We start from the raw sequence: 14578 nt of genomic DNA, 5'->3' as shown, positions 1-14578 counted from the left end.
AGGTTTCTCGATTGACGACTATTTGGGCTGACGGTGGGTTTGATGGTCCATCGTTTATGATGTGGGTGATGGACGTTTGCCGTTGGATTGTTCAGGTAGTGCTACGACCCCAGCAAACTAAAAGTTTTGTGGTACTCAAAAAGCGATGGGTTGTGGAACGTACTTTTGGCTGGCTGATGGGTTGTCGTCGGTTAGTCAGAGACTACGAGTTATTACCTGAAACCTCTGAGACTTTTATCTATCTAGCTATGATCCGTATCATGCTCAGGCGATTGGCATAAATTTTGACTCCTCAAAACTTTTCAAACATCCTCTAAGGTTAAAGAACCACTATTCCAACTACCATTCCCTAAACTTAAAGTGCTGTTGTCATTGGCTAACAATTTCCCCGCATTTGCACCTAAAACATATTTCTCAATTGCTAAATTGCCTTCATAATTGAGAGAACCACCATTAAAGGTCAATGTCAAATCATCACTGATACTGGTTTGATTGAGATTGAAGTTCAATTGTCCTGAGTTGAGAGTTACACCTCCACGTCCTGTGATTTGACTCCCCACCCCAAAGTTGAAGATTCCTTCTAATGTCAAAGCTGCATCTATGTCTACGTAAATAGTAGCGTTGGTGTTTGTCCCTCCCCCTGTGAGAGATAAGCTGCCACCTTCGACATTTATTTTGTTGCTATTTGTGGTTTTACCTGTGACTGCTAGGGTGCCAGCATTAACGTTAACTATTCCTGTGTTAATAAAATCATTGGTTAAACCTAGATTCCCTGCGTTGATATTTACGGTGCTAGAGTTATCAAAGTCTACATAGATATTGGCACTATAGCCACTGGTTTTGGTAAATGTACCTTTGTTATCAAATTTTGCTTCTGCACCTTGATAATCTGCGGGGAAGTTTGGACGGATATTTCCCCCTTGCAAGTCATAGGTAGCACCAGCTTGGTTGATGATTTGACTGCTGTTATTCAGGTAGATATTGCCGTAGTATGTCCACCAGGGTGAATAATAGTCGGATTGAGTAACTACTCCCTGATTCTGTAGCACTCCTGTTATATATTTATCCCCATAACCAATGGATAAATTGCCATCAAAACTTGTCTTGGTATCTAAGGTTAAAGAACCACTATTCCAACTACCATTCCCTAAACTTAAAGTGCTGTTGTCATTGGCTAACAATTTCCCCGCATTTGCACCTAAAACATATTTCTCAATTGCTAAATTGCCTTCATAATTGAGAGAACCACCATTAAAGGTCAATGTCAAATCATCACTGATACTGGTTTGATTGAGATTGAAGTTCAATTGTCCTGAGTTGAGAGTTACACCTCCACGTCCTGTGATTTGACTCCCCACCCCAAAGTTGAAGATTCCTTCTAATGTCAAAGCTGCATCTATGTCTACGTAAATAGTAGCGTTGGTGTTTGTCCCTCCCCCTGTGAGAGATAAGCTGCCACCTTCGACATTTATTTTGTTGCTATTTGTGGTTTTACCTGTGACTGCTAGGGTGCCAGCATTAACGTTAACTATTCCTGTGTTAATAAAATCATTGGTTAAACCTAGATTCCCTGCGTTGATATTTACGGTGCTAGAGTTATCAAAGTCTACATAGATATTGGCACTATAGCCACTGGTTTTGGTAAATGTACCTTTGTTATCAAATTTTGCTTCTGCACCTTGATAATCTGCGGGGAAGTTTGGACGGATATTTCCCCCTTGCAAGTCATAGGTAGCACCGATTTGGTTGATGATTTGACTGCTGTTATTCAGGTAGATATTGCCGTAGTATGTCCACCAGGGTGAATAATAGTCGGATTGAGTAACTACTCCCTGATTCTGTAGCACTCCTGTTATATATTTATCCCCATAACCAATGGATAAATTGCCATTATTTGTAAATCCATCAGCAACATTAATAGTTCCTGAATTCCACTGAAAAGTCTCAAGCTGGGATAAACTTTTAATTGTGGTGTTATTAGTCAAACTAACCGTGATATTAGTATCACTCAGATTAATCACCACATCATCCCCAGCGCTAGGCAAAATCCCCTCAAACCAGATAGTCGAGTCGCTGTAGTTACCATCTGCAATGACGTTACGAGTAGCCATAATTTTATGTCCTTAATCTTTTCAGAACTTATGCAACTGATATAAATAATCTATTTGAGGATGTTATTGTAAAATTTGGGTAATTTAATCCCGTCTTGATCTCAATAAGCTGTTGTGCATTTAGTTTGTATAATTCTAGCGGGCAAGATGCCCGCACCACAAAGTTCAAGTAAATTATGGTTATCAAATTTAGCTGCGTAACAGCTTAATATTGCCAATTTTCCCAACCAAATAGGTCTGAAAACTAAGGAAATCGTGACGATATCAATAGGGTTTCAATGTTTTGGCTACAGTATTGGATCTGGGGAAATAATAATTGATTTTACACCCTCTACAACTCCTGTTTGTAGGGTCTGATAGTCGGAAACGGAGGCATCTATAAAAATAATGGTTGTCGCGGTTTGAGGGAGAAAAGAGTTGTTAGACATATTTTTTCCTTTTCACTTGGTAACTAAGCTTTTATACCCACCCGGAACTTCAGTTCCGGTCTAATAGCTAAAGTACGTTGAAACGCACTCTGATTAAATCAAAATCAAAAATTATCCTATTTCTCGAATAAATACCGCCAAAATAGTCGGTTAAAACCGACTTGAGCTTTTAGACAGGGAATAAATTCCCTGGCTCAAGTTTAGTTAGCTTTCATACCCGCCCGGAACTGAAGTTCCGGTCTAATAGCTAAAGTGCGTTAAAACGCACTTTAATTAAATTAAAATCAGGAATTATCCTATTTCTCGAATAAATACCGCCAAAATAGTTGGTTTTAACCGACTTGAGCTTTTAGACAGGGAATAAATTCCCTGGTTTGGAGGTACTTGACACTGTTGAGCAGTGGTAAACCTTTACAAATTCTTATCCAAACAGGTTAAATATGTATATGATGCTAGGAGGTGTTATTTATAAACACAACCGTGATCTTTCAGTTATAAATAATCTTTTTGCCACATATACTTAGAGTCACATAAGTAACATATTCTAAATTCACAAAAAACAACGAACTCTTGGCTTTATAGCGTTTCCCATTCTCATGAAGTACACACCAATTTATTCCCTGTTAGAAAGTTCCTTGTTCCCTACCCTCACAGACAACTTTTATGGCTTACGCCACGCTACGCTATCAGCAAACCATATTTATAAGAAAGTAAAAAAGAAAAAAGATACCCGATTTCTTTAAAGAGTCGGGTATCTAAGATTATCTAAATTTGTTAGTTAAGATTTAGAAGTGTGCTTACCCACAACTTGGGATTTGAGGGTGTTAATTTCTCCAGATAACTCCTGTCTGCTAGAAGCTTTGAGTAAATAGCGATAAACAAACCACACAGAATAACCAATACCAATTAATTCAAATGTAGGTGCTACCAAAGGAACATCATTAAGAGCGTCTAATACAGCCAATAGTACCTTAACTGTGACTACTGCTGTCACAACTAAACCAATACTAACGATGGGCTGCTGATATTGACCAAAGAATTTACCTACATAGTCTGGTAATGTCCCCAAAAAACCAGAAATTTGTTGTCCGTATTTCAGCCATTGTTCTTGGGACTGCATAGGGGGTTGAAGTTTGGTCAAATTCCCGGGTTGAGTGTTAATTTCGGGTATGGTTGTTTCTTGAGACTGGGTTTCTTTAAATTCTGGTTCTTGCATTTTTGTTTCCATGATTTTGAAAGTTGAGTTTCTTACCTAGATATTTACAACCAAAAGGCTGTTAATCGGTACTTTCCCTCACTAATCAGGGTGAGAGATTAGAGATTATTGGTTTATCTTACATCTAGAGTTCTTCACAAGTGTCAGTAACCCAACCCTAAAGGGACTGAGCTTGCAAGAGTAATCAAGCAAGCCGTACTGACCAGACCACCCTGAGCATAGTCGAAGGGTAGCCGTTATTTGAGTCACGACACCTCGGAATGCGTTCGCGCCAGCGTGCCGTCAGGCATAGCTAGTTCCCCGCTCTGTCGCTTGTGATTAAACAGTTCTAAGGTCACTGGAACAGTGTTGCAAGCTCAAGTAAGCTCTTATAACTGGTCGTTCGCGCAGCGTGCCGTAGGCATCAGCTAACATTACCCCAGAAATGGGAGGCTCTTGAGAGCAAAACATTATGCGTACAGAGTTGGGAAACTTGAATCGGTAATTGTCCCGTTGAAAGTACATCACAAGAGTACCCCGAATTTCCCAACTCCAAGGCGGTAATGAAAAAATATTCAAAGCGGTTAAAACCGCACGACTCGTTTCCCTCTCAGGTCTGAAGACACTGAGTTTCCCACTTAGCGCGAGGTCTTATGATAAAACTTTACACAAAATCCAGTAACATTAAGTTGCTAGTTGGGAAGCAAGGATAAAACTAAATAATCGCACAATATATCAAATTTTCTGAAAGTTTAGCAATTCAAGTAAATTTTTATCATTTTTGCCCCATTATGCTGCTTTTGTTTGATTCTTTGTACTGAGTTTGACGTTGACAGAATAACCCGATAACAAATTGTCCTTTTCATCATTGTTATAGTTTATGACCACAAATATTGATTTTCTTGCTCACCTTAATCCTAGTCAACGTCAAGCCGTCGAACACTACTGCGGACCCTTGTTGGTCGTTGCTGGTGCTGGTTCCGGGAAAACCCGGGCGCTGACTTACCGCATTGCTAATTTAATTATTAAACATCGTGTTAATCCTGAAAATATCCTCGCGGTGACATTTACCAATAAAGCTGCTAGGGAAATGAAGGAAAGAATTCAAAGGATATTTACTGAACAATTAGCAATATCACAACATGGTAAGAAGTTTGATTTGCTGACAGAATATGAACAAAGCTTACTAAAAACACAGGTTTACCGCACTACTATTAAAGATATGTGGTGTGGAACTTTTCACAGTTTATTCTCGCGGATTCTGCGCTGGGATATCGAAAAGTATCAAGATGAAAAAGGTAGAAAATGGAATAAAAACTTTTCCATCTTTGATGAATCTGATGTCCAAAGTGTGATTAAAGAAATAGTTACTAAAGATTTAAATTTAGATAGTAAAAAATTTGAACCTAAATCTATTCGCTACGCTATTAGTAACGCCAAAAATCAAGGACTTTCTCCCCAACAATTTGAAAGTGAACAACCAGACTATCGGGGTAGAGTTATTACTGATGTTTATAATCGCTACCAGGATAAACTTGCCCAAAATAACGCTTTAGATTTTGATGATTTAATTTTAATTCCTACCCGATTATTTCAACAAAACGAGCAAGTTTTAGCTTATTGGCATCAAAAATTTTGTCATATTCTGGTTGATGAATATCAAGACACCAACCGAACTCAATATGATCTAATTCAGCTTTTGGTGACAAATGGAGAAACCCGTAAAAGTGAATGGAAATGGCAAAATCGCTCTGTGTTTGTGGTTGGTGATGCTGACCAGTCAATTTATAGTTTTAGAATGGCGGATTTTACCATTTTGCTAGAATTTCAGGAAAATTTTGGCGATGGTTTAGCAGATGATGATACTCGTTCTATGGTAAAATTAGAAGAAAATTATCGCTCATGCGAAAATATTCTCCAAGCTGCTAATGAATTAATTGAAAATAACACTCAACGGATTGATAAAATCCTCAAAGCCACAAGAGAACCAGGAGAAGGAATTTATTGTCATAAAGCTGATGAAGAAATGGCAGAAGCAGCTTTTGTGATTAACCAAATTAGAAATTTAGAGCATCAAAACCCGGAATTAAATTGGGGTAACTTTGCAATTTTATATCGAACAAATGCTCAATCTCGACCTTTTGAAGAATTATTAGTAAAATATCAAATTCCTTATACAGTTGTGGGAGGTATGAAGTTTTACGATCGCAGAGAAATTAAAGATGCTGTGGCATATTTAAGGGCGATTAATAACCCAGCGGATACTGTCAGTTTATTACGAGTTATCAACACACCTCGGCGGGGAATTGGTAAATCTACTGTTGATGCTTTGGTGAATGCTTCTCAACAATTAGGAACAACATTATGGGAAATATTAAGTGATGAAACATCTGTAAATACTTTAGCAGGACGTTCGGCCAAAGCTGTGAATAATTTCGCCGCCATGATTCAAAATCGTCAAGAACAAATCAAAGTTGTTCCCGGTTCGGAAATTTTACAAGGGATTTTAGAGGATTCTGGCTATATTAAGGAATTGCAAGATCAAGCTACAGATGAAGCTGACAATAGAATTAGTAATGTCAATGAATTATACAATGCTATGCTGCAATTTCAAGAAGAAAATGCTGGAGAAGATATTTCTTTACAGGCATTTTTGCAAAGTGCGGCTTTGAGTTCTGATTTAGATAATTTAAAAGAGGGACAAACGGCGGTTTCTTTAATGACTTTACACGCTTCTAAAGGGTTAGAGTTTCCTGTTGTCTTTTTGGTGGGTTTAGAACAGGGACTTTTTCCGGGTTATCGTTCTTTACAAGATCCTTCATTGTTAGAAGAGGAACGGCGTTTGTGTTATGTGGGTATTACCCGCGCTCAAGAACGGTTGTTTTTATCCCATGCCAGAGAAAGACGTTTATATGGGTCCAGAGAACCGGCAATGCGATCGCAATTTCTCGATGAAATACCCGCAGAATTATTAACTACCCAAAATAAAGCTACCCGTAGTTCGACTAAAACCACCTCTGCAAGCACTAGTAAACAAAGCACTTCCAGAATTTGGCAAGTAGGTGATAGAGTATTACATAAGTCTTTTGGACTTGGTGAAATTACTCACGTATTTGGAGAAGGAAATAAGGTTTCTGTAGCAATCAAATTCACTAGTTTAGGACAAAAAATCGTAGACCCCAGAGTAGCACAATTACAAAAAGTTTAATTTATTAATGTAAGTTGCTATAGGACTCCTATTTGATTTTTGGCGTTGCTGATTAAGGGTATGAATTTTAGTCTCACGCAAAGGCGAGGCAGCGCGGTCTTGGGGGTTTCCCCCATGAGCGACTGCCGTAGCAAAGACGCACTGAGGTTTGAGTTTTAAAGGTTCAATTTGGGAATTTCATACCTCGATTCAGCAACGCCGATTTTTCATTAGTCCACGCAGGTGGACTTTGCTTGTGTAGATGCGGTTTCTAACCGCCGATTTGACTGTGTATATCTTTATTTTGACAAGTGATATTTTTCTATAAAAAGTGGGTAGTATAAAAGTGCTGTCTTCAGAGTTTGGTTGTCAACAATGTCATAACCGAAATACTCACACACAATCACTCTCAGCATATTTCAGGTTACTAACGACCTCTATATAAAGTTCTGCCCTAAATTTGGCAGTCAGAATTATTTGTAATCATAACCAGAAAATATTCACTCCAATTACTTGACAAAGAAGCAACTATGTCTCGAAAACGTCAGCCATTAAAAAAAATTACCAGCATCTCTACGAGATTTATCCGGCGGTTTCTAGCAACCATAAAAAAACAAATTATTTGGTTATTAAGAACTGTTTTTGGGACTCAAAAACAACAGCAAAGTGCCAACCCAGGTTTCGTATTGCCAACAGTGGCAATGGTATCCATAGTCGTAGTTTTATTAACCACTGCTATCATGTTTCGTTCCTTTGATCGAGCGAAAATCGCTAGTAACGTCCGCGTCAATCAAGTAGCCATGAGTTCTGCTGCTCCGGCGATTGACAGAGCCAGAGCAAAATTAAAGAAACTATTTGATGATAACCGACTAGCAAGAGCCACACCCACCGAAGCAGGATTAGATGGGGTTTTAGTCACATACAAAGATGAATACACCTTTGGTGATGAAAAAAATCTGACAATCAACTGCATTGATCCTAGTAATGGGTTAAATGCTGGGGTTTGTGCTAACACTACCGGCAAAGAATTAAAAACAGCATGGCAATTCCCAGTTGATACCGATAATAATGGTAAATTTGATAGCTACACCTTGTACGGGATTTATTATAAAAATCCAGACTTGAATAGCACTAACACTCAATATAAAGTCAAAAGAAATCCCATCCAAGCTAGAACCACACCTATGACTTTTACGAGTATAGGTGGAAACTGTGGTACGAATAAAGTGACTAGCGCTAGTTTGGTTGGTGTCAATGGTTGGTTTAAAGGCAATAAATCATTAAGATTGGTGAAGGCATTTTTCGTCTACACTGTTACAGTTCCCATCACCTCTACTACCACCATTCCTAGCGGGACTAGCAGTAACTATGAAGTCAACACTGGCAATAGAAGTTTCTCAGCCCTAGAGTATGAACAAGATAAAGTTCAACAATCTCTAATTAACAATGCCGTAGTTTATCAAGACGACTTAGGCTTAACTCCTGGTGTTGATTTTCGACTGAATGGGCGCATTTTTACCAATGCCAACTTCCTTACTGGTTCAGGTTCAGCCAATATTAGGATATATCAAGTCAGTAGTCCAAATTCCTGTTTTTACGAGGCTGACAATGCCAAAATCACCGTAGGCGGAAATATAAGTAATGGAGGATTTACAGGAGGAGTCACTCGTTATACTAGTTTTGATTTATTCCCAGGTAAAGGTAATACTCCTAGTTCTTCTTCTACTCCTTCCACAGTCATCTCTCTTAATGGTAATCAATCAGTTACAGACTCATCAACTGATGTTGCCTACAATAATCTAGCTTATACACAGCGCGTAAATCGCTTAGTCGCCGCCCAAATAGCAGCTTATCCTAATAACACTGATGGAACTGGAGCAATTCAAACAAGTGATCCATCGGAAGTTCAACAAGGTATTCAACAACGAAAGAATGCAAGTGGTTTATCTAGCTATACAGACCCTCAGATAGCACAATACCGTTCAGAACAGCTACAGCTTTACTTTCAAAAACGGACTCGCCGAGTTCCTTTCAAGGAAGTAGCTTTTGATGGGGATGCTTTGGGTAGTTATGCCTCTACAAGTCCACTACAAGGTAGTGGCGATTCACTCCGCCCTATAGATGCCTGGAGTTATCCAACAAGCCCCACTGATGGTAAAACTGGTACGAGTTATACAGGACTAACATTGAATACTAGTGGTACTGTCCTGATCCCAAGTGCAACAGAGCCAACACTGCTTTTGAAAAACGCCAAAGAAAAATACTTAGGAGATAGAATCCAGATTGGTCATAATTTACCTCAATTATGGTGGAAGGCTTCTGAATCGAAGTTTGTTGGGCCAGAACCCTCGGATACTCAAAGCATTAGTGGTATCAATTGGACAGAGCCTACTTCCCCCGCTGAAAATCGCTATCGCCTTTCCCAGATTCAGACCCTAGCTGATGTCGGCTCTACGGATAGAGATGGAGATTGGGAACTAGACGCGGCAAAAGTACCAGAGAATCCTCAAGATCCTGTCGGTGGGTTGCGGGTGGTTACAGGGGCGGGGATTTATTTGCGTGGTGCTGATACCGCAGCAACTACCAGTTTTACTGGCGCATCTACGACACCGCCAGTTTGGTCAGACATGATGCCGATTTATAATAGTGTTAATAATGTAACACCTGCAAGGAAAGCAACACCTTATTCAATGTATGATGATGGTCTAGCATTTACAATTCCTACACCTAGTGCTAATACTCCTTATCTGAAAATGCGGGCAACGGCGGTTTACCACTACAAACAAACCGGTTATAGTCAGACAGCCCCCACACCGATCGCCTGTGTTAGTAGTTTTTATGATCCTACAAACAGTACCACAGCGAAGAATCTCAGTTCGTTGGCTGCTGCAACTAATTGGACTCCTCCGACCGGTTTTGGTGGAGGTGGTACTGGTGGTTTATCCAATAATGGCATAGTTTATGGACCACCAACAAAAGGTGTTACTGATTATCAGAACCTTTTGACTTATCAATCCACATTAAGATATGCCAATGGGCGCTCCATAGACGATGGACTTTTAGCCAGGGCTTTAGCAAAAACAGCAGCCAACCGGACTCTTTCCGAACGATCTGCTATTGATGCGGCTATTTGCGCTTTGCAAATTTTAGATGGTAGTGTTACACCTTTAGATACAGTGATTCCCCATGGGGCAATTTTTGAAACTGCGTTTTTAGATGGTAGACAAATTAAGGCAATACATTCAGACAATACAACTACTCCTACTCCTGATAGCAAGAAGTGTAAGAGGGATGATCTTAGTGTAATTCCTGCTGACGAGAGGTTTGTGAATGTGGATTGTGGTGCAAATCAAAGTACAAATTATGATCTGCCACTACAAGATAGACAGCCTATAGAAATTCGTGCCACTGTATTAGATTTGGGTAAATTAAGCGAATTAAGCGACGAAACCAAAAAGATTGGGGGAACAACACCATCACAGGAATACTTAATTCCCAACAGTGGTATTATCTACGCTACCCGTGACGATGCCCTAGTAGATAAAACTTCAGATAATCCTGATAAAACAGCAAATAAGCTAGAAAGTTCAGTGGACTACAAACTCGATCCTACTCGTCGTCCTAATGCCATTATCCTCGCAAATGGGTCAAACATCTCGCGGAAAACAGATTATCGAGACGCTGAGAAAGGTTTGATTGTCGCTACCAATTTACCTTCATATATTAAAGGTGACTTTAATCTGCATAGTGGTGAAGAATTTACAGCTGCACTAAATGATACTTGGAGTAACTTTTATACAAGGAGTACCCTTAATTCCAACTTCGCTTGTCGTCCCAAGGATCTAAGATTGAGCGTTAATGGTGTTGATCAATGTCCTACTGGTGATACATGGCGAACTGCGGCTGTGATTTCCGATGCCATGACATTACTATCTAATAACTATCGGTTTGGCTTCCGCAATGAGGGAGATTATGACTGGAATAATAACTCTAGTGATCCGGCCTCAGTGACTATCCGGACAATTAACAATGATTTTGGAACTAACAAAAATTTCCTATTCAATACCTACGCTCCGAAAACTTCTACTTTTAGTGGTACGTCAGTTAATGGACTGGAGAGTCAACATGACAATACTGGTTGGCGTGGTGGTCAGCCTAGTTCCTACTTATATAATTTCGTCACCCCTGTTGTCAGACAAACACAAAGGAAAAACATTTCATACTTAGATTATGGGTATGAAGTTTGTGACACTACCAAGTACACAGATTGCAGTAGTCCTACTAGCAATCCTAAGCATTGGACGATGACTAATGTTTCTTATAATGGCTTCAAAGACAATGGACAGAACAGTTGGAGAAATGGTGGGGGTGCAATTGAAGGACAACCAGTGAGTTCTTTGAAAACTGGTTCAGTTGGTACCCCTGCTGACAAAGGTTGGGATAATCCAGCTTTCCTGAGAAGAGTTGCTTTTAAACGGAATGTTGATACTGGTGAGTTAATTATTCCTCTTGCTGTTTATGGAGTATCTAATGACAAGTCGCCACCAAGACTAGAGGCTTTTGCAATATCAGATAGAAAAAATATTCGCCAGGTAAAGATAATAAATGATAAAGCTATAGTTCCTCAGTTAGAACTCGATGCCGATTATCAATGGAAACCTGTTTTATGGAATTCTATTGTTTCCACAAATGCAAATGAAAATAATGCTACTAAGTGGTTGCAATCGGCTACAAGCACTACTTACAATGTCATTATTGCCGCTGGTGATACTCCTGCGCGGACTACAGAAGATAATGGTGGTTTGCATAATTATGTCCGTTTTGCCGAGTCATGGGAAGGTGTTAATGCCAAGATCAGTGGTAGTTTTATGCAACTAAGAAAGAGTTCTTATGCTACAGCCCCATTTGCAACGAGTTTAACAAGTCCTAATGACGATAATTTAAGGTATTCTACGAATAATGGAGGTAACAAATTACCCTTCTATCAACCGCCAATAAGATTATGGGGTTATGATGTCGGCATACTTTCTCAGTCACCAGACCGGTTTTCCCAAAAATTAGTTGTACCAGTAGGTGATTTACCCAATGAATATTTCCGAGAAGTGGGTAGAGATGATCCTTGGGTGCAGAATTTGTTATGTGCTAAGGACGATGCTAACACCTCCTATGTAATTGACCAAAATCAACGTCCGAGTATCTGTCAATCTTAGTCTGCATGGTGTAGGGGTAAAGCAAAGGCGAATGGAATTCACGGAACCACACAAACAAAGTCCGCCTGCGCGGACTAAGGAAAAATCAAGGATTGAAACCCACGCAGGTGGGTTTTGCCTGTGTAGACGCGGTTTCTAACCGCCCGTTTTACGTTAGGTTGACATCATTAAGCACTGCTAAACTCCTACCTAGAGGATTAAATAATTAAGCCATTTTGAGTATATAAATAAGGATTTGGTGATTAACAATGGTGCAACTTATAGGGAAACGGAATATTAATAAAGATGCTGGTTTTACTATTATTGAGTCGTTAGTTGCCATGATTGTGGCTTCTGCCTTAATGTTGGCGATCGCACCAGTTTTGATTCTAGCTACAGCAACTCGTGTTCAGTCTCGCAGGGTAGAATTAGGTTCAAAAGCTGCAACGTCATTTATTGATGCGGTCAGGTCTGGAAGAATAGCCACACAATCAACGGATGGTACAACCGAATATATAACTACAGTTAAGGAGATTGATTCCACTGCATCTTCATCTTCATCTAGAAGCATTACAAATAGCACCAAAATCAATGACTATTTGATTAGCAGTACGAATATGTCCGTTCCTACAACAGCAACAACTCTATATTGTGTTCAAAGTGATGGGATTATTCTGACACCTGATTGTTCTAGTGACTCTGATCAAAAGAATTTGTTTTACATTCAAGCGGGTCGAGTCCTTGTTAGTGATCCTACTCCTACTCCTGATACTAGTAATGATAAGGGCTATCGTTTAGCGGTGAGAGTATATCGCCAAGATATTGATTTCACGAAAACTGTTTTAGCCAATACAGGTACTACGAAGAATACACAAGGAGTTGTTACCGCTGGTTCAGGGAATAAACAAGCGCCGATTCTAGAAATGGCTGCTGATGTAGCTAATGCTAATACAAGTTTTAAGGCTTTATGTAACCGCTTGGGTTTTAAAGCTGGTTCTGATACTAAACCTTGTAACTAAAAACGAGTAGGTGCGTCAGATAGGGGAAACCTGTTTTTTGTTAGATTATCGGGTCTGACGCACCCTACAAAGGTCAGTCCTATTTTTACGCTTTGAGCAGGAAAGATGCCTGCATTAACTATTTTAATTAAATGAGATGATCAAATTTACCAAAGGTGAAACTGGAATATGCTTAAACCAATTAATTTCTTGCTTAAAGGATGGATGAAATTTTCTAGGGTAGCAAACCGAGATTGTGGTTTTACCCTCATGGAACTGTTAATAGGCTTGGTAATGGCATTTTTAGTCTTGACACCATTGTTTGGACTAATGGTAAGCGTTATGAATACAGACAAAAGGGAGCAAGCTAAGACGAGTTCTGAGCAAGAATTACAAATAGCAATGGATTTCATTACTCGTGATTTACAACAAGCTGTTTATATCTATGATTACAATGGTGTTACTAGAAATTACAGTGCCACAGCCGCAAATAGTGGGATTAAGGATTCTTTGCGTACAGTAACAAATGGAGTCCCTATACTGGTTTTCTGGAAGCGAGAATTAGTCTCAAATGTCATTTCTACGGACGCAGGGACAAAAGATGATGCTTTTGTTTATTCCTTAGTTGCGTACTATTTGATTAAGGATAGTAGTACAACTTGGTCTAAAGCGGCTCGGATTGCTAGATGGCAAATTAAAGATGGTGTTCGCAGTATCAGTAACAGTACGGGGACGACTTGCACTGGTTCTTATGATACAAGTCTTAAATTTGTTGATACTGCTAATTGTCCTGATGGTGGTTTTGTGCCGTTTAACCTAGACAGATCAACGGGTGATATAACTGAGAAAATGAATCAATGGCGATCGCCTGATACCACCAATTATCCCAACTTAACAACAAGTTATACGGATACTCCCCAGGTGCTAGTTGACTATATTGATCAAACTGTGCCACCAGCAACTCCCACTACAAATAGTCCCAGTATAACAATATCAACAGCATCATGCCCTCCTGATGCTAACCAACCAGGTGTTACCATAACACCAATATCCAGTACAACAATGACCAGTTTTTATGTCTGTGTTAGTAATTATATTAATCAAGGGCAAGTAATTTCTACAGCACAGATTGTTATCCGGGGTAATGCTTTAGCCCGTTTGCAATCGAATAGTATAGATTACACTGACAAAAAGCAACAAACTTATTTTCCTACAGTTAGTGCCATTGTTCAAGCTCGTGGTTTCTTATACACTCAATAAATAAAATATAGGAGTCCGGTTTGATTCTGTGAATTTACTTGTGTGGTCAGGGAACAGGGAACTCTTAACTGGGAACACCTGAGTTTGGTGTTAGGAGTTCGGATCTCAGAGTTATGATTTTTTCAACGAGATCATAAGGGTTTGAGACTCATATTTGGGGCAGTTTTCCAAAAATTATCTTATGTCGAACTCAGCTAAATAGGAGTCCTA

The 14578-nt window shown here is 39.4% G+C and carries 8 protein-coding genes; 5 read left to right on the top strand and 3 right to left on the bottom strand.

Going from position 1 to position 14578, the window contains the following annotated elements; genetic code table 11:
• Positions 1 to 281, top strand: a 281-nt coding sequence (locus IQ226_RS11070; protein WP_193895339.1) for a transposase, incomplete at its 5' end; no start/stop codon positions are given.
• A gap of 21 nt (positions 282 to 302) precedes the next feature.
• On the opposite strand, the gene IQ226_RS11065 is transcribed toward IQ226_RS11070, so the two are convergent.
• The 3 genes from IQ226_RS11065 to IQ226_RS11055 form a co-directional block, all read right to left on the bottom strand.
• On the bottom strand, positions 303 to 2111 hold the full coding sequence (locus IQ226_RS11065; protein ID WP_193895337.1) for a hypothetical protein: 1809 nt from the start codon (positions 2109 to 2111) through the stop codon (positions 303 to 305).
• A gap of 287 nt (positions 2112 to 2398) precedes the next feature.
• On the bottom strand, positions 2399 to 2539 hold the full coding sequence (locus tag IQ226_RS11060) for a hypothetical protein (RefSeq protein WP_193895345.1): 141 nt from the start codon (positions 2537 to 2539) through the stop codon (positions 2399 to 2401).
• Between the two features lie 778 nt (positions 2540 to 3317).
• The gene (locus IQ226_RS11055; protein ID WP_193895335.1) at positions 3318 to 3755 is read right to left on the bottom strand and encodes a CAAD domain-containing protein; all 438 of its coding nucleotides are present in this window, start codon (positions 3753 to 3755) and stop codon (positions 3318 to 3320) included.
• Between the two features lie 859 nt (positions 3756 to 4614).
• Here IQ226_RS11055 and pcrA point away from each other — a divergent pair.
• The 4 genes from pcrA to hpsC all read left to right on the top strand — a co-directional run bounded on the left by pcrA (position 4615) and on the right by hpsC (position 14368).
• Entirely contained in the window at positions 4615 to 6942 is a 2328-nt protein-coding gene (gene pcrA / locus IQ226_RS11050) for a DNA helicase PcrA (RefSeq protein WP_193895333.1), read from the top strand.
• A gap of 509 nt (positions 6943 to 7451) precedes the next feature.
• Positions 7452 to 12131 (top strand): hormogonium polysaccharide biosynthesis protein HpsA, encoded by a 4680-nt coding sequence (gene hpsA / locus IQ226_RS11045; RefSeq protein WP_193895331.1) that lies wholly within the window; start codon positions 7452 to 7454, stop codon positions 12129 to 12131.
• Between the two features lie 248 nt (positions 12132 to 12379).
• A complete protein-coding gene (hpsB, locus tag IQ226_RS11040) occupies positions 12380 to 13129 on the top strand; it encodes a hormogonium polysaccharide secretion pseudopilin HpsB (protein ID WP_193895329.1) in 750 nt (249 codons plus the stop codon).
• A gap of 168 nt (positions 13130 to 13297) precedes the next feature.
• Positions 13298 to 14368, top strand: a complete 1071-nt coding sequence (gene hpsC, locus IQ226_RS11035) for a hormogonium polysaccharide secretion pseudopilin HpsC (protein ID WP_193895327.1) — start codon at positions 13298 to 13300, stop codon at positions 14366 to 14368.
• Positions 14369 to 14578: the final 210 nt, after the last annotated feature.

It is taken from the genome of Dolichospermum sp. LEGE 00240 (genome assembly GCF_015207875.1).
Lineage (GTDB): Bacteria > Cyanobacteriota > Cyanobacteriia > Cyanobacteriales > Nostocaceae > Dolichospermum > Dolichospermum gracile.
This window is presented reverse-complemented; position numbering and strand designations above follow the sequence as displayed.

Bases quoted from the DNA above. Each gene is read 5' to 3' on its own strand.
- IQ226_RS11055 (WP_193895335.1), bottom strand. From the start codon at position 3,755: ATGCAAGAACCAGAATTTAAAGAAACCCAGTCTCAAGAAACAACCATA.
- hpsB (WP_193895329.1), top strand. From the start codon at position 12,380: ATGGTGCAACTTATAGGGAAACGGAATATTAATAAAGATGCTGGTTTT.
- hpsC (WP_193895327.1), top strand. From the start codon at position 13,298: ATGCTTAAACCAATTAATTTCTTGCTTAAAGGATGGATGAAATTTTCT.
- IQ226_RS11065 (WP_193895337.1), bottom strand. From the start codon at position 2,111: ATGGCTACTCGTAACGTCATTGCAGATGGTAACTACAGCGACTCGACT.
- hpsA (WP_193895331.1), top strand. From the start codon at position 7,452: ATGTCTCGAAAACGTCAGCCATTAAAAAAAATTACCAGCATCTCTACG.
- pcrA (WP_193895333.1), top strand. From the start codon at position 4,615: ATGACCACAAATATTGATTTTCTTGCTCACCTTAATCCTAGTCAACGT.
- IQ226_RS11060 (WP_193895345.1), bottom strand. From the start codon at position 2,539: ATGTCTAACAACTCTTTTCTCCCTCAAACCGCGACAACCATTATTTTT.